The organism is Psychrobacillus syltrankelensis (assembly GCF_055454035.1).
On the sequence record NZ_CM144227.1, the window covers coordinates 905,325 to 922,840 of the forward strand.

12 protein-coding genes and 1 other RNA gene are annotated in these 17,516 nt (G+C 34.2%); 3 read left to right on the forward strand and 10 right to left on the reverse strand.

Annotated features, from left to right (window positions below; genetic code table 11):
- The first annotated feature begins 1 nt into the window (after nt 1).
- A complete protein-coding gene (locus ACTSKG_RS04690) occupies nt 2-1,669 on the forward strand; it encodes a b(o/a)3-type cytochrome-c oxidase subunit 1 (protein ID WP_464756988.1) in 1,668 nt (555 codons plus the stop codon).
- A gap of 364 nt (nt 1,670-2,033) precedes the next feature.
- On the opposite strand, the gene ACTSKG_RS04695 is transcribed toward ACTSKG_RS04690, so the two are convergent.
- The 10 genes from ACTSKG_RS04695 to ACTSKG_RS04740 form a co-directional block, all read right to left on the reverse strand.
- Nucleotides 2,034-3,533, reverse strand: a complete 1,500-nt coding sequence (locus ACTSKG_RS04695; RefSeq protein WP_464756989.1) for a carboxypeptidase M32 — start codon at nt 3,531-3,533, stop codon at nt 2,034-2,036.
- Nucleotides 3,534-3,580: 47 nt separating this feature from the next.
- Nucleotides 3,581-5,482: an ATP-dependent DNA helicase gene (locus ACTSKG_RS04700; protein WP_464756990.1), complete on the reverse strand. Its 1,902-nt coding sequence runs from the start codon at nt 5,480-5,482 to the stop codon at nt 3,581-3,583.
- A 96-nt stretch (nt 5,483-5,578) separates the two neighbouring features.
- Entirely contained in the window at nt 5,579-6,706 is a 1,128-nt protein-coding gene (locus ACTSKG_RS04705) for a THUMP domain-containing class I SAM-dependent RNA methyltransferase (protein WP_464756991.1), read from the reverse strand.
- A complete protein-coding gene (locus ACTSKG_RS04710) occupies nt 6,703-8,436 on the reverse strand; it encodes a putative bifunctional diguanylate cyclase/phosphodiesterase (protein WP_464756992.1) in 1,734 nt (577 codons plus the stop codon). The genes ACTSKG_RS04705 and ACTSKG_RS04710 overlap by 4 nt, the downstream gene beginning before the upstream one ends.
- Nucleotides 8,437-8,593: 157 nt before the next feature.
- Nucleotides 8,594-8,978: RNase P RNA component class B (gene rnpB / locus ACTSKG_RS04715), an RNA gene on the reverse strand.
- Nucleotides 8,979-9,041: 63 nt separating this feature from the next.
- Complete coding sequence (gpsB, locus tag ACTSKG_RS04720) at nt 9,042-9,335, reverse strand: cell division regulator GpsB (protein WP_387580233.1); 294 nt, start codon at nt 9,333-9,335, stop codon at nt 9,042-9,044.
- Between the two features lie 70 nt (nt 9,336-9,405).
- Complete coding sequence (locus ACTSKG_RS04725; protein ID WP_464756993.1) at nt 9,406-10,701, reverse strand: ribonuclease H-like domain-containing protein; 1,296 nt, start codon at nt 10,699-10,701, stop codon at nt 9,406-9,408.
- Nucleotides 10,691-12,970: a DEAD/DEAH box helicase gene (locus ACTSKG_RS04730; protein ID WP_464756994.1), complete on the reverse strand. Its 2,280-nt coding sequence runs from the start codon at nt 12,968-12,970 to the stop codon at nt 10,691-10,693. Before ACTSKG_RS04730 ends, ACTSKG_RS04725 begins: the two co-directional genes overlap by 11 nt.
- Entirely contained in the window at nt 12,963-13,331 is a 369-nt protein-coding gene (locus ACTSKG_RS04735) for a YppE family protein (RefSeq protein ID WP_464756995.1), read from the reverse strand. The genes ACTSKG_RS04730 and ACTSKG_RS04735 overlap by 8 nt, the downstream gene beginning before the upstream one ends.
- A 75-nt stretch (nt 13,332-13,406) precedes the next feature.
- A complete protein-coding gene (locus tag ACTSKG_RS04740; protein ID WP_387580223.1) occupies nt 13,407-13,562 on the reverse strand; it encodes a hypothetical protein in 156 nt (51 codons plus the stop codon).
- Nucleotides 13,563-14,158: 596 nt separating this feature from the next.
- Between ACTSKG_RS04740 and recU the strand changes: the two genes are divergently transcribed.
- Entirely contained in the window at nt 14,159-14,758 is a 600-nt protein-coding gene (gene recU, locus ACTSKG_RS04745; RefSeq protein WP_464756996.1) for a Holliday junction resolvase RecU, read from the forward strand.
- 21 nt (nt 14,759-14,779) lie between these two features.
- Nucleotides 14,780-17,416, forward strand: coding sequence for a PBP1A family penicillin-binding protein (locus ACTSKG_RS04750; RefSeq protein ID WP_464756997.1), 2,637 nt, complete (start codon nt 14,780-14,782; stop codon nt 17,414-17,416).
- Nucleotides 17,417-17,516: the final 100 nt, after the last annotated feature.

A 17,516-nucleotide genomic window follows, 5' to 3' on the forward strand; every position in this document is an offset into this window, starting at 1 on the left:
AATGACAAAAATTTCAGAAAGAACAAAAGATCTTGTAAAAGTAGATAAAAGAGATGGGAAATTAGCACTCGCTCATATATATGTTTCATTTATAGCATTAGCAATTGGAGGTCTTTGTGGTCTTTTACAAACATTAGTCCGTTCCGGTCAACTTACGCTCCCTTGGGGAATTAATTATTATCAAATTTTAACTGTACATGGTGTTTTACTTGGCCTCATTTTAACAACATATTTTATTTTTGGTTTTCAAATTGCTGCAGTAAGCAGAACTTCTGGAACATTAACAGACAAGCAACGTTTATTAGGCTGGATTGGCTTTTGGACTATGACGATTGGAACCGCTTCAGCTTCAACAATGGTGTTGCTTAATAAAGCAACTGTATTATATACATTTTATGCACCATTACAAGCCCACTGGATATTCTATGTTGGTTTAGCACTTGTTATTGTTGGTTCATGGATAGGTGGATTGGGACAAATTCTAAAATACACAGAATGGCGTAAGGCTAATCCAGGACAACCGAGTCCCCTTCTTACTTTTATGGTTATTGTGAACTTAACAATGTGGATTATTTGTTCTTTAGGTGTGGCTGTTGAGGTTTTATTCCAGCTAATTCCTTGGTCTTTAGGATGGGTTGATAAAGTAGATGTATTACTGTCACGTACTTTATTTTGGTATTTTGGGCATCCCCTTGTTTATTTTTGGCTATTACCAGCATATATGGTTTGGTATGTAGTTATTCCAAAAATAATTGGAGGAAAAATTTTCTCCGATTCTCTTGCTAGATTATCATTTATTTTGTTCCTTTTGTTTTCAATTCCAGTAGGATTTCATCATCAATTAGTTGAACCTGGAATCAGTTCTTTTTGGAAATTTTTGCAGGTGGTCTTGACCTTAATGGTGGTTATTCCTTCCCTTTTAACTGCTTTCTCGATGTTTGCAACTTTTGAAACTCGTGGACGTGCATTAGGTGGGAAAGGTTTATTTGGATGGGTAAAACAATTACCTTGTGGAGATGCACGATTTGTAGTTCCTTTTATCGGAATGGTTGCATTTGTACCTGCCGGTGCAGGAGGTATTATAAATGCTTCTCATCAAATGAACCAATTAATTCATAATACGATTTGGGTAACAGGTCATTTTCATTTGACAGTGGCAACTACAGTTGTTTTAACTTTTTTCGGAGCATCCTATTGGCTAATCCCTCACCTTACAGGAAGAATTTTAACAAAACAAATGAATCGACTTGCTATAATTCAAGCTATTGTATGGACAGTTGGGATGTCAATCATGTCGGGTTCCATGCATATCGTTGGATTACTTGGAGCCCCACGTCGATCTACTTTTTCTACTTACGGTGATTCTACTCAAGCAGCGGAATGGATTCCTTATCAGATTGCGCAGGCTGTTGGGGGAACAATTCTTTTTATCGGTATCGTTTTAGTTCTTTATATTATTGCAAACATATTATGGTTTGCCCCAAAAGGTGAAACAGAGTTTCCTGTAGGCGAAGTCTCTGAGCATGCAGAAAAAACTCCGATGGCACTTGAAAACTGGAAAATTTGGCTGACTGTTTGTATTGTATTAATATTGTTTGCCTATACAGTTCCTGTTATTGATATTATTCAAAATGCACCTCCGGGATCTATTGGATATAAGTTCTGGTAAAAGAAAAGCATCTCGTCCTTACTATCGAAGGAAATTAAAAAGTAGAGCGTGGTTAAATTCCTCCCCTACTTTTCCATTTTTAGGGATTAAATTTCATAATTCTCTTTTCGGTAATCTTATGACCATGCCCGCAGAAAGCGAGCGCAGGAAGGGAAAGCAACAACTCGTTGAATGGATTACTTTCTTTAATTTGCTTTTTATAGAAATTACTATTGACTAGAGGTAAGTGTCCGCCTGCAGCGGAAATCAACCTGTTCATTGCATAAAAATGTTCTGAAAAAAATTGAAGTCAAACTCAGTATTATCGAGTTTGACTTCAGTCTGTGAGAACTAGGCTTTAAAGGCTCAGTTCTCTTTATATATTTTATAATTGATATATTTTCGAATATTTTTCTTCTAAATAATCAGCAAGGTAATTGCCGTTTAGCCCTTCCCCTGTTGCATCTTTTAATATTTCAAGTGGTTTTTTCACAGCTCCATATTGATGAACATTTTGTGTAAGCCAATTTTTTATTGGAGATAAATCTCCATTTTCAAATAGCTCATCAAAGTTTGGAATTTCTTTTAACATTGCCGCTTTTAACTGAGACGCGTACATATATCCTAAAGCATAAGATGGGAAATAACCAAAACTTGCCCCTGCCCAGTGAACATCTTGTAGAATTCCTTCTGCATTAGTCTCTGGTCGAACACCAAGATATTCCTCATACTTATTATTCCATATTTCTGGTAATTCTTCTACTTTGAAATCTCCATTGAATAAACCCTTTTCGATTTCATAACGAATCATAATATGTAATGCATAAGTTAACTCGTCTGCTTCTATTCGAATTAATGAAGGCTTCACCTCATTAATCGCTCGTAAAAAGTCTTCCATTGAAACGTTTCCAAATTGCTCAGGAGAATAACTTTGTAATTTCTCATAGTTTTGTTCCCAAAACTTCGGATTGCGTCCTACAAAATTCTCGTAAAACAGTGATTGAGATTCATGAATTCCCATAGAAGCGCCACCGGATAAAGGAGTTCCAGTTAACTCTTCTCCAACATTTTGTTCGTAAAGTGCGTGACCACACTCATGAATTGTTCCAAATACAGCAGAACGGAAATCTGATTCATCATATTTTGTTGTAATTCGAACGTCTCCACGATTTAAACCAGTAGCAAAAGGATGAACTGTTTCATCTAGTCTACCAGCATCGAAATCATAACCTAATTGTTTTAGTATATCTAGACTGAATGCTTCTTGTTGCTTTTTATCAAAATGTTTAAATAAGAAATCTGTTTTTGGTTGGTTTGGTGAATCCGAAATTTTCTTCAATAAAGGAACAATACGGTTTCTTAAGTCACCAAATACTGTATCCAAAACTTCCGTTGTCATACCTGGTTCATATTGATCTAAAAGGACATTGTACGGATTACCATCCTTAACTCCCCAATATTCAACGAATTTCTTTAACGTATCAACTATTTCTGTTAAATAAGGTTGGAACATATTCCAATCATTTTTGGATTTAGCTTCTTCCCAAACAGATTCGGACTTAGACTGAAGAATTACAAACTTTTTATATTCATCAGCTGGTATTTTTTTACTTAATTCATATTCTTTTTTTACTTCTTCAAATACACGTTTAGTTACAGTATTTCCGGAATCAATCGTAGGTTCTAGCTCATCTAATAATTGTTTTAATTCATCTGATGTAGATAGATTAAAAACATCTGTTGCAAGTACACCTACTACTTCAGAACGTTGATCTATGCCCTTTTTCGGTGCCCCAGTGCGCATATCCCAGTATAAAACCCCTAATGCTTCATTGTATGCACCAATCTTTTTTACAAAGTCTAGAAACTGCTGCTCAATCGTCAAAATTATTTCCCCCTTTTTCCCTCTATTTTAAGCTTACCATATGTTTATTAGCTCTGAATAGATGTAGGCAAAATATTCACAAAACGATTTTCTGTTACAGCCTCTTCGTCATTAAGCAATATATGGATTTCTCCATAATCATTTGAAGTTCTAATAAGCCTTCCTATTCCTTGTTGAAGTCTTAAAAGCATGAAAGGTAAATCTACCTCCTCATATGGATTATTTGAAAACTTACGCTTTGCATCAAATAATGGGTCAACAGGCGGGAACGGTAAATCAAATATAATGACTCTCGTTAAAGCTTTCTCTGGTAAATCTAAACCTTCCCATAAATGATAGGAACAAAGAGTTGCAAAGTCTCCATTTTGAAACTCTTTCACAATTGTGGAAAGCTCTCGATCTCCTTCAAATACGATATCCATTGTAGATAAGTTTGAAAATCGGAATTGGTCCATAGCTGCTTTTGATTTAAATAAAATCAGAGTCTGTTGTTTATCTTCTAACAGTTTATGAACATGTGCTATTTTCTTTTCTTGCTCCATTTTGTTTACATAGATTTTCATTACTTCCTCATAGTCAAAAGGCGATGCTACTGAAAACGATTGATATTTATCAACTCCTAATGAGTCTGCAATATACGTAAAATCCTTTTGTATAGATAATGTAGCAGAAGAAAATATAATTGGCATTTTAGATGAGAATAGTTTTTCATCTAATATATCAGTAACTAAACGCGGCATAATGATTAGCGTCTCATGTCCATCAATTATTTCAAGCCATTCAACACCATCCCCTTTTTCCGTGAATAAGCGTAAAGAAAAAGAATATTGCTCTAAAAATTCTTCTACCATTCGAAGTTCATATTCAGGAATAGTGAATAGTTCAGATTCGAAAACAAACTCTTCTAATAAGTCATCAGTGATCTTTATGGCTTTTTTACATGTTTGAATAAGTAGATCGGATTTTTCTATTGTCATGCGCTCACTATCTTGAGATATACTATTTTTTCTGATTAAGCCAAAAATCTCATCATGTGTTTCTTGTAATTGCTCCATTAAATATAATGTTTTTTCTCTTATACCATCCACCATAATTCTTTCCAATAGACGTACAAGTGTTTCACTTTGAACTTCATACGTAAGAGCCTTTTGTGCTGCAAATTCCAATAGATGGCCTTCATCTAATACTGTCATCGAGACTTCTGGAAGTAATGGTAGCTGTCCTTCTCTAATTCTCGATTCTTTCGTCCAAATATGTTCCATTAGAAACTCATGAGAACAAATGATTAAATCTGAGGACTCTCGGTAATTTTGTCGATGAATTGTTTGCCCACAGCGATTTCTCATGTCACAAACCATGCATTGTTGTGTAGGATGATAATTAACTTTTTGCCAATCTTCATCACTTACACGAGGAAATTGACTACGTTCCCCATATGGATATATTTGCTGAAGCGAAGAATGTCCATAGACAAAATCAGGAATTAGGTCCTCTATTTCCTCTAAGAAATATTCATTTTCTATATCTTTTTGGGCATCTTCTAATCGCTTCAAACATAAATACTGATTTCTAGATTTTGCCAAACGAACGTCAATTTTAATATCTAAGTAATTCTGTATTTTGAATATATCTCCTGCTTCTTTTACCAATTGTTCAATCAATGTCTCGTCTGCACAAGCTATCAACGCAGGTTTTCCAGTATAACGAGCGTATGAAATTGCTGGTAATAAATAGGCAATTGTTTTCCCAGTCCCTACACCTGCTTCCGCAAACAAAACGTTTTTTTCTTTCAACGCTTTTTCTATTTGATATGCCATAAAAATTTGTTCATCACGGCATTCAAAACCTTTCTCTGGTAACTCATCGTACAATACATCTCCCATCCAATCACCTAATGATTCGAAGAAAGAACGGTCTTTTGATAATTGAAAAGGTAACGCTTTTTTCATATATTAACTCCTCCAAAATAAAATAAGAACGGAAAGGAGATATTCCCTTCCGTCAGACTGAGACTTTTGTCCCCATCATTTTTAAATAATCTTCTATTAAGATCGTTTACCCCAGAATTGATAAAAATCTGTCCGTATAAATCCATTAAAGAGTTTTCGTTTTTTTGTTGCTCTTTTTCCATATAACTGTTCGAAGTTTTCCATTGATGACAACATGTAAATGGACCAAGAAGGATATTTTTCCATTATATATCCTAAGTCACTGATTAATTTCTCGATTTCTTCGACTTCTCCAATTCGTTCGCCATATGGAGGATTACCAATCATGACACCATCAGTTAATGTTGTAGAGAAGTCAGTTGCTTGCATTTGTTTAAATTTAATAATATCTGCAAAGCCGGATTCAAATGCATTCTTTTCCGCAACTTGAATCATTTTATGATCAATATCAGAACCAATAATTTGAAGGTCTTGATCATAATTTGCAAGTGATTCTGCTTCTTCTCTTACATCTTCCCATATTGTCTTAGGCATCCATGACCATTCTTCACTGTGAAAGTCCCTGTTAAATCCAGGTGCAATATTTTGCCCAATCATAGCAGCCTCTATCGCTATTGTTCCAGAACCACAAAATGGATCTACAAAAGGACGATCTGGGTTCCATTTGGAAATTTTCACAAGAGCAGCTGCAAGTGTTTCTTTTAATGGCGCTTCCCCTTGTTCATGGCGATAACCTCGTTTATGAAGACCCGCCCCACTAGTATCAATTGTAATGGTCGCTATATCTTTCAAAATACTAATTTCAAGTTTGTAAGTAGCACCTGATTCATCCAAAAAACCAATGCGTTTATGGGCTAACTTTAGTCGCTCGACAACAGCCTTTTTTACAATTGCTTGGCAATCTGGAACACTAAATAAAGTAGATTTGACTGATTTTCCTTGAACCGGAAAAGCAGCATCTACAGGTAAAAACTTTTCCCATTGTACTGCTTTTGTTTTTTCAAAAAGCTGATCGAAAGTCTTAACAGGGAACTGAGCTGCCACTATTTTTACACGGTCCGCTACTCGTAACCATATATTAGCTCTAGCTATTGCCCTCTCATCACCCTCAAAATATACCTTCCCATTTTCCGTTGTTGTCTCATATCCTAATGCTTTCACTTCATCCGCAACAATCGATTCTAGCCCCATTGCTGAAGTTGCTACTAATTTAAATTTTGTCATAGTACATTCCTTTCTTCCTTATGAATTTCCCATAGTTCGAAGAAATCCAATAGCTCATTACTAGGAATTGGTCTGCTATAATAATATCCTTGGATAATATCACAATCCATTTCTTTTAAAAGCTTTACCTGATCCTTAGTTTCTACACCTTCTGCTACAACTTTAATATGTAATCGATGCGCCATCATAATTATGCAATCTACAATAGCTTGTTTATCCTTTAATGATGTTATTTGCTTCACAAAGCTACTATCAATTTTCAAATAATTAAGCGGAAATCGATTTAAGTAGCTTAATGAAGAATAGCCAGTACCAAAATCATCTATAGAAATTTTAAAACCCATTTTCTTTAATTTGATTAGTTTTTCGACAATCCCCTCTGCATCGTTCATAATTGTCCGTTCCGTCAACTCTAATTCCAATTGATTTGGACTACAATTATATTGCATGAGGATTGCATTTATTCTTTCAATAAAGTCATCTTGTTGAAAGTGTAAAGATGCTATGTTTACTGAAACTAGAAGATTAAGCATCCCTTTCTTTCGCCATTCAATAATATCCATGCATACTTTTTCAATAATTACTTCACTTAATGGAATGATTAGCCCTGTCTCTTCTGCATAAGGGATAAATTCTCCCGGAGATACAGCTCCTAATTTATCATTTTGCCATCTTACTAATGCTTCTACACCAATAATTTCCTGTTTTTCTATTGAAATTTTCGGTTGATAATAAATATGGAATTCCTTTTTCTGAATAGCTTTTCTAAGTTCTGATTCAAGATACAGTAATCTTTTAGAATCACGCTTTAATTCTTCAAAATAAAATGCATATTGGTTTCGGCCATTTTGCTTGGCAAAATACATAGCTTTATCCGCTTTATGTATTAGTTTTCCTGCACTTATACCATCTTGCGGATAAATACTAATTCCTATACTAGAGGTTATATATATTTCTTCCCCATTTATATAAAAAGGCTTATTTAACATCTTTATTATTTTTTTTGCGTAATTAGCAGCCTCTTTTTGATATTGAATATTACTTAATGTTAATAAAAACTCATCTCCACCATATCTTGCAAAGAAATCTTTTTTTTGAACAATTAAATTAATTCGATTAGCAACATCGGTCAAAATCAAATCTCCTGTATCATTTCCAACCGATTCATTTAGCTGTTTGAACCGATCTAAATCAATGAATAATACAGCATGTAAATTATCAAATTGTTTAGAACTATGGATAAGATTATTTAAGGATTCATTAAAGGAGTTGCGATTTGCAATATTTGTTAAAGGATCAGTAAAAGTAAGCTCTTCTATTTCTTTTTCTACAGTTTTTTTATGAGATATATCTGAAAAAACCCCAAAAAAGTTTGTAACTTCTCCTTGATCATTTAAAATACTTGCAATAGACAGGTGTTCTGGATAAATTTCTCCGTTTTTCCTTTTGTTCCAAATCTCACCGCGCCAAACACCCTTTGTTTTTATTGCATCCCACATTTTTTTATAGAATTCTACATCTTGCTTTCCAGATTGTAAAATTCGTGGATTTATCCCTCGAACTTCTTCTAATGAATAACCAGTAACCTTTTCAAAGGAAGAGTTTACAAGTGAAATGTTCATCAGATGGTCTGTAATCATAATGCCTTCAGTAGTTGAATGAAAAACTTCGTCCACTAATTTATTTGGGTACAAATAAAATTGATCTGGTGGTTGCTCTTTCTTCATCATGGGATACCTACTTTCACGAATGATTAAGAAAATAATTACATTCACTCACTATGTATTTTATATAAACCCTTTAGTTAAAAGTATTTATTATGTAAGAATAGAAAAGCTCTCCTAGAATGGAGAGCTTTTTAATCATTTAATTTTATCCACTCATACATTCAATAAGCCATGTTTTGTCTCTACGGTACTCAAACGGTGATTTACCTCGTACGATGTAGATGGCAACCATCTATCTACAGAATTACTTCTGTTCTTCTATCCGTTCAATTCCTTCAAGAAAATGCCCCTACCATAATTTGGGTTTCTCACTCGTGGGGTTTACCTCGTTCCACCTGTAAAGTTTCCTATACAGCATCGTCACTGTGGCACTTTCAGAGATTTTCAGCCATATCCTAATGGACTTAGGCCTTCATCCCGCCGTCAGCTAATCTAGCTGCCTTAGTTTATTTTTTCACTAAGCACGAACACTACATTCATCGCAGAATTGTGTGAGCATGGACTTTCCTCTACAATGTCTAGCATTGCAGCGATTGCCCGAATATATAAGTGGTATTATCATTATAAACGATATTTGGACTAGTTACAATGCCTAAGAATTAATATAATTATTCGTACAATTTACTTCCAAAAACATGTTTTTCTAAATGAGACAATCTTTTTAATATATCGAAATTAGTTGCTCCTGTTTGTGGAGCTTGTGGGACTCTTTTAGGAACATCTGCTAATTCATCTCTTAATTGTTTGTTTTCTAATTGAAGTTGGGAAATTTGTTTCTCAAATGCCTCATAATCTTGAATAATATCATCTAAAAAGATATCAACTTCTTCTTGGTTATAACCTCTTAATCCTGTTTTAAATTCTTTCTCTAGGATATCCGAAGCTTTTAATTTCATTTCCATATTGTATCTTCCTTCCATCTGCATTTCGCTATCAGTATTATAGCATAACCATGTCGATTAATGGAGTATTTTAAGGCAATACAACGCGCTTTTTGTTAACTTGTGCGCTTTCCCGGGAAATATTTAATTTCCTAGTTATTCTCTCTTTTCTTTTTTGAAGATCTTGTTTAAACCTTAATAGCTTTAACGGTGACAATTCACTTACTATTTTCTCCATGTATACTGAGCATTGGAACGTTATTTCCAAAGCTAATTCATAATTTTTCTTTTGATGTTCATATAATTTCGCCAATTCAATATAAACTATCACTCGATATTTCCCGTCTATTTCCTTTAATGACGTTTGAAATGCTTGAATGCTTTCATCAAATAACTGGTTTCTTTTTAAATGTAAGCCTACATAATAATAAGCTAGGCAAGCATCTTCATTTGAAAAGTGGTTTACTACAAATTGAAACCACTCGAAACTTGCTTCCTTTGTTTTTAAATCTTTAAACCACTTTCCAATATTCGTATATGTTAGGGCAGATTCCATAACTTCATCATCTTTTAGTAAGTCCACAGACAATATATATAAGGTAATTAAGGAAAGAATATCCCATTCATTATGCTTTAGAACTTTCATTAAGTTAGTTGGATTCCCACTCTTTACTGCATCAAAATAAATGATAGGAGCTAGATGACCAGGGATATCTTCTTTTCTTACGAAACCTAACTTCTGTTCTTCCACTTGTTTCAACTTGAATCTCTCCAGTTCACCTTTCCAAATTCTTTTGGAAGAGTGCATTAAGTCAATTTGTTCATGTTGAATTAGTTTTGGTAGTATGTTTCGGTTCATCGTCCAACGAGTTTGTAATTGTGGAAGATCAAAACTTTTTCCGTTATACGTAATAACAGTTTGTACATCTTTCCAAAAATCTGAGGCAAATAAAAATGCAGCTTCATGACTAGGATCTGCAAGAACAAATTGGCTTAAAAGAAAACCATGATCCACTTTTTTTAATAGTCCATTTAAAAAAATGAGTACACCTGTCCCTTTTAAACCAGTAGTTTCAGTATCATAAAAAGTAAAAGGGTAATTTTTATCTATTGTGAGTGGATGATTTGGATAGTTTTTGTTCATATACGCTATCGCACTTGAAAGTTTGCTGAGTGCAATATTTCCATGTATATGGTGTTCAGAGTAAAAAGTTTCTTTTAGAAAAAATAATCCGTGTTCATTTTGAATTGGTTTTAAACCTGCGTTCATCCATGCATCTGTATAAAATGGAACCTCATTGCTTGTTACTAATTCTTTTGGTTGCTCTTTTATAAGGTTCTTTTTTACAAGACCCTTCATTTGCATAAGTTTTTTTTCATATGACATTTTCATTTACCTTTAGATAGTAAAGTAATTTCAATACTTCTATTTTCAAATTTAACGATGCATCCTGCGCACCTATACATGCAGGACATCCTTTTGAACATGAACAATTTTCCACTTGTTTCGTTACTTTTGGAACTAATTCATTCCATAAATCAAACATTCTTTCCGATAAACCGATACCACCTGGATAACTATCATATATATAAAAAGTTGGTTTTTCCTTATTTATAGATTTTACTTGAGGGACAACGTGAATGTCCTTTGCATCACAATGAATAAACAACGGTATAAAAGAATGAAGTGCATAAGCAACCCCTGTCATTGCATCCGATAGTAATGTATCTGTCCAATTTTCTGGTTTATTGAAACTAAACCAAGTAGATGAAGTATGCAATTCTATAGGAGGTAATTGAATTTTTCCTGATCCAATATTATCGTGCGTATCAAATTTAATTTTTTTAAATATGGTTGGCTGAGCCAGCACTATTATATCTCCAAAATGCAATGTTCCAAAATTAACTTCTTTTTCTTTATCCTCACTCAACACCTTTAACTCTATAGCAATATTGGCATCTGTAAAATAATCTACATCTACTTCTCGTACAAATGCTTTCTTTTCGTCCCAATCTAGTATTTCTACCTGGAATTGGGTTCCTTGATGTAGATAAATTGCTTCTTCATGAAGAAGAGTCATTGCACTATACAGGTCCATCTCACCTATTACTCGGGTTTTTGCTGGTATTGACTGATCAATAATAACAACGTTTTCCTGAGAGGCAGATCGCAAACTAATATTGCTAGCCGGGAAACTTTCTGACATCCAATGCCATTTCTCTGCTGTTTTTAATAAAACGCCTTCCTCCTCTAAAAATGATAATAAATCCTGAACATTAAATTCAGCATATAAATCAATAGCAGTGAATGGTAACTCAAAGGCAGCGCACTTTAAGTGATCCATTAAAATAATCATATTATCAGGGTGGATTCTCACTTCTTCTGGAGATTGGCCTAAAAAGTATGCTGGATGGTTCACAACATATTGATCAAGCGCTGTAGACTGTGCAACATAAATAATTAGCGCTTCGTCTTGTCTTCTCCCAGCTCTACCTGCTTGTTGCCATGCACTAGCAATATTTCCAGGATAACCAGTCATAATGCAGGCTTGTAATTGTCCAATATCAACACCTAACTCAAGTGCATTAGTACTTACAACTGTTCGAATGACTCCTTCTCTTAATCCTTTTTCAATTGTTCTTCTTTCAGATGGTAAATAGCCACCTCTATAACCTCGAATTGATTGATCGTTTATCTTTTTACTTACCATTGCTTGTAAATAAGTAACTAGCATTTCTACTCGAACTCTACTTTTAGCAAATACAATCGTTTGGATGCCATTAACATATAACTCCTGGGCTAAATCTCTTACCTCTAATATTGCACTCCTTCTCACATTAAATACGGGATGAATTATTGGGGGATTATAAAAGACAAAATGTTTTCTACCGGCAGGTGCACCATTATTATCGATTAATGTATGCGATGTATTTGTTAATGATTCCGCAAGTTCTTTTGGATTTTTAATAGTTGCGGAAGTACAAATAAACTGTGGATGACTACCATAGAAAGCACAAATTCTTTGTAAACGCCTAATAACATGTGCAACATGACTACCAAATACACCTTTATATGTATGAATTTCGTCTATCACTATATATTTTAGATTTTCAAATAAAGACACCCATTTAGTATGGTGAGGAAGTATTCCAGAATGGAGCATATCTGGATTTGTTAAAACAATATGACCTGACTTTCGAATTTTCTGTCTAATTCCAGGCTCTGTATCCCCATCGTAGGTAAAACTTAGAATTTCTTCCTCGCTAGCTTGAATAAGAGCGTTCAAATCACTTTTTTGATCTTGTGCTAATGCTTTTGTTGGGAATAAGTAAATGGCTCGCGAGGTAGGATCGTCTAAAATAGACTGAAGAACTGGAAGATGATAACAAAGAGATTTTCCAGAAGCCGTAGGAGTAATCGTCGTATATGATTTTCCAGATAATGCAGTGTCAAAAGCCAGTCTTTGATGCATATACAATTTTTTCACTCCACGGCTAATTAATGCTTTTTGAATGGAAACATGCATATTATCTGGAAAAGGTGCATATTTTGCCTGTTTTTCTTCTGTTGAATGAACATGTAAAATTCTATTATTTCTATTTTCGTCTATTTTCCAATCATCTAATAATTGACGGATGCTTTTTTTCTTATGCAAACTCATCACCCACTTCTCTAATAGCTTGTATAATTGTTTCAATTGTATATTTTGATGAGTGAACCGATTTTAAAAATCGTTTCTTACTTGTACCTTTGTAATAAGATTGAACAATAAATTGCTTCATGGACTCTTCCAAAGAATCAACCTGACTTGGATGAACATATTTTGGACGTTTCATCTGTATCCACTTTCGAACAAGTTCTTCCCATTCTTGTAACAATACATCAATTTGATAAGCATGTGGTTTAACGTCTTTAAAAAAATCTGGATCTTTATCTTCTTCTCTATATGTTTCAAAACGGATGATACAATCATCACATTCTTTTAATAGCTGCAAACTTAATTTTAATAATGACAAAGTAATCCCTCGCCTTCTAGTAACAGTTTAGCAAATTCCTAAACATAATACTAGCTTCAAACGAACATACATTCCTTATAATTTTTTTTCAATTTTTTCAATCTTCGCTAGAAGTTGAAAAGATGATTTACTAAAGTTCTCCTTAAATTTATCCTGTTCGTCATGTAAACGATTTTCCAACAAATACTCTAATAGTTCCAATTGGTCAATTAAACGTTCAATTTTATTCATACTAATTCCTCCCTTTTTAGAGTATGTTCCTTCTTTTCTATGTAAATACCTTCCCTAACGACAAACGTTCTCTCAAATGGACAAAACTAGTGAAGTGTCGACATATAGCGATAGCTGACCAATAAGTTCTTGAACTCACTAATTCCGTAGTGCTTTGGACGAAACATTTGCTCCTGCGGTTACTCATCGCAGAAAAACTGATCTACACTATTAGCTTTGGAGTTCCAAATTCTCATTTTCGGTCATTTTGTGGCGGATGTTGTCCGTCGCCATCTTGGAATTTGTGAGGATATGATGCGTTTGTGTTTGGATAATTAGTGAATAAATACTTCCTACACTTATAAAGCTACCGCCTGCAGAAGCGAGTTAAAAGCTTATGAAGACCTAAAATATCCTATATATTAAAACAAGAATATTAACCTCGTTTATTCGAGTGTATCTACGTTTAAGTATCGTCATATACTCGATAGAGCTCTTTGCAACTAATATAAGTAGGAGTATAATATTTTAAGATTTTGCTCGTAAGTGAAACTAAATCGGTAAGCTTTTCGTCTAATTAACTTGTGATAAACTAATAGCATAAAGAGGTGATCTACTTGGCTATTCATTATCCAAATGGAAAAATATACACGCCAAAGAAAGAACAAATAAGAATAAATAAAAAGGATTATTCTTTTAGTAATAGGGGTAAAACGTTGGAAGATGAGATAAATGACGCGAATGACTATTATCTTTCAAATGAAATAGCTGTAATTTATAAAAAACCAATTCCAATACAAGTAGTAAAAGTTGATTATCCAAGTAGAAGTAGTGCCGTTATTAGAGAAGCATATTACAGAACTCCTTCTACAACTGATTTTAATGGTGTGTACCGAGGGAAATATATTGACTTTGAAGCAAAAGAAACGGAAAATAGAACAGCATTTCCTTTGAAGAATGTTCATTCACATCAAATGGAACATATGAGAAAAGTAATGAAACAACATGGCTATTGTTTTTTACTTGTTCGTTTTTCGGCATTTGATCGTTATTTTTATCTTCCATTCGAACAATTAGAATTGTTTTGGGATAGAATGCATACAGGAGGTAGAAAATCTATTGCTTTAACTGAATTTGAGGATCAAGCGATAGAGATTACCCCAAGATATACGCCAAGAATTGATTATCTCAAGATAATTGATAATTTGATCGTATAAAGTGAAAGTGAGGAGACGTTTATGAGTGAACAAAAAAGAACTCGTGAACAAAGAAGAAAAGAATTAAAGCAAAAAAAACATTCGAAAAAACCTGTGAAAACATGGATTAAACGTATTATTGCTACTATCTTAATTGTAGGAGTATTAGGGCTAATTGGTGGAGGATCTCTTTTTGCTTATTATGTAAGCTCTGCACCAAAGTTAGATGAATCTTCTTTAAAGGATCCTATAAGTCCAAAGCTGCTTGATGCAAATGGAGACTTATTTGCAACTGTTGGGTCGGAAAATCGAGAATATGTCCCATTTGATAAAATTCCAAAGCAAATGGTAGATGCTATTATCGCAACAGAGGACTCTCGTTTTTATCAACACAATGGTATCGATTTCTTGCGATTAGGAAAAGCAGTCATTGCCAACGTGACTGGAGGATTCGGAGCCCAAGGTGCAAGTACGATTACACAGCAAGTTATTAAAAACTCTTTCTTAAAAAACGAAAAAACATTAAAACGAAAAGCACAAGAAGCATATCTTGCTTTACAATTAGAACGTAAATATGACAAAAATGAAATCTTTGAAATGTATTTTAACAAAGTATTAATGTCAGGAAGAATTTATGGATTTGGAACAGCTGCAGAGTATTTCTATGGAAAAGAATTAAAAGATTTATCGCTAGATCAGTTTGCTGTACTTGCTGGTATGCCGCAAAGTCCGAACAATTATAATCCATTTAAAAATCCTGAACTTGCTCAAAAACGTAGAAATGTCGTTCTACACTTAATGAACTTACACGGCAAAATTACGGACGCTGAAATGAAAAAAGCACAAGCGGTTTCAGTAGAGAGTTCTTTACTTCCTGAAGATCAGCGAATTGCTAAGAGGAATTCTAAATACGATGCCTTTATTGATATTGTATTAGATGAATTAGAAAAAAATGGTGACGGTGATTCAATTGCTGATGGTATTACAATTTATACGACCCTTCAACCAAATGCTCAGAAACAAGTAGAAGCGAGTCTTAACTCTAATATTTTCCCGAATAAAGATATTCAATCAGGTATCGCTGTAATTGATACAAAAACGGGAGCAATCGCTGCAGTTGGTGGAGGACGAAATTACGGGGCAGAACGTGGATTTAACTATGCGCAAGATATGAAACTTAGATCTCCTGGTTCTACTATCAAACCATTACTTGATTATGGCCCAGCAGTAGAATTTTTAAATTGGTCAACCGGACAAACAATTGTAGATGATAAAATTACGTACACTGGATCTGATCAAGTAGTAAGAAATTTTGATGGAAAATATAAAGGTGCTATGACTATGCGTGAAGCACTTTATAACTCTCGAAATGTACCTGCAGTAAAAACGTTGAAAGAAGTAGGTACAAAAAATGCTAAAGAATTTATTAATCGTTTCGGTATTGATATTGGTAATGTAACAGAAAGTAGTGCAATTGGTGGGACTTCAAAATCGATGTCACCAATTCAGATGGCTGGAGCTTACGCAGCTTTTGGTAATAACGGTGTGCATACAGAACCTTACTCTATTAATAAAATTGTATACCGTGATGGAAAAACAGAAAAAAATTATCGTCCTGAGTCAGTTCCAGTTATGAAAGACTCTACCGCTTATATGGTGACAGATGTTTTACGAGATGTTTTAACAAAAGGAACTGCAACACGAGCTGCGATAAGTGGATTAGATATTGCGGGTAAATCTGGTACATCCAACTATGATTCAAATCAAATCAAACAATGGAACTTACCAAGTAGTGCTTTCCCAGATGTTTGGTTTGCAGGATACACTACAGATTACTCCATTGCGATATGGTCTGGTTACCCTGATTTAAAAACACCAATGACTACAAACGAGGAACGATATTTACCTCAGCATATTTTTAAAGAAGTGATGACTAACATTTCAAAAGGAAAAAATACTGGGCGCTTTAAAAAACCTAGTTCAGTTGTTGAAGCAACGATCGAAAAAGGTTCTAATCCGCTTCAATTAGCAAGTGAGTTTACACCAGATGATTTAAAGAAAACGGAGTTATTTGTAAAGGGTACAGAGCCAACTTCTGTATCGAATATATACGAGAAACCTGTACTAAATGCTCCGAGTAATTTAAATGTAGATTATGATGAATCGTCATTATCTGCAACATTATCATGGGACTTCGATAAACCAAAAGACAAAGAAGTGAATGTTAAATTTGAAGTATCTGTCTCTATTGACAAAGGAGCAAATCAAGTACTTCAAACAACGGACCAACTCGGTTTAAATGTACAAAGTTTAGTTCCTGGAAGTTCGTATGTATTCACGGTTACTGCCGTTTCTGATGACGTACGCAGTGATCCAACATCTATTTCGCTTACAGTAAATCCAGTTGTGGAAGAACAGCCTGTAGTACCCCCAACTGATGAAACAAATCCCGCTGATAATCCAGGTGACGGGAATAAAAATGGTAACGAAAACAATAATGGAAACAATAATGGAAATGGCAATAACAATGGGAATAACAATGGGAATGGAAATAATAAAGGCAACGGGAACGGAAGTGGAAACAATTCAGGTGGAGACCAATCAGGAACTACCCCTGATGAAACTACAAATCCTGATGGCACCACTGGTTCTGAAGATAGCTCCAATACAAACCCATAGTTTATTTTATAAATGGCCGATCCTAAGTCGAATTTCTCGACATAGGATCGGCCATTTTATTTTTTAAGCAAAATTTTTATGCAAGATACAAGTGCTTCGG

Excerpts from the sequence above, each read along its gene's own strand:
- ACTSKG_RS04710 (WP_464756992.1), bottom strand. The coding sequence starts at position 8,436 with ATGATGAAGAAAGAGCAACCACCAGATCAATTTTATTTGTACCCAAAT.
- ACTSKG_RS04740 (WP_387580223.1), bottom strand. The coding sequence starts at position 13,562 with ATGAATAAAATTGAACGTTTAATTGACCAATTGGAACTATTAGAGTAT.
- ACTSKG_RS04750 (WP_464756997.1), top strand. The coding sequence starts at position 14,780 with ATGAGTGAACAAAAAAGAACTCGTGAACAAAGAAGAAAAGAATTAAAG.
- ACTSKG_RS04725 (WP_464756993.1), bottom strand. The coding sequence starts at position 10,701 with ATGTCATATGAAAAAAAACTTATGCAAATGAAGGGTCTTGTAAAAAAG.
- gpsB (WP_387580233.1), bottom strand. The coding sequence starts at position 9,335 with ATGGAAATGAAATTAAAAGCTTCGGATATCCTAGAGAAAGAATTTAAA.
- ACTSKG_RS04690 (WP_464756988.1), top strand. The coding sequence starts at position 2 with ATGACAAAAATTTCAGAAAGAACAAAAGATCTTGTAAAAGTAGATAAA.
- ACTSKG_RS04705 (WP_464756991.1), bottom strand. The coding sequence starts at position 6,706 with ATGACAAAATTTAAATTAGTAGCAACTTCAGCAATGGGGCTAGAATCG.
- ACTSKG_RS04700 (WP_464756990.1), bottom strand. The coding sequence starts at position 5,482 with ATGAAAAAAGCGTTACCTTTTCAATTATCAAAAGACCGTTCTTTCTTC.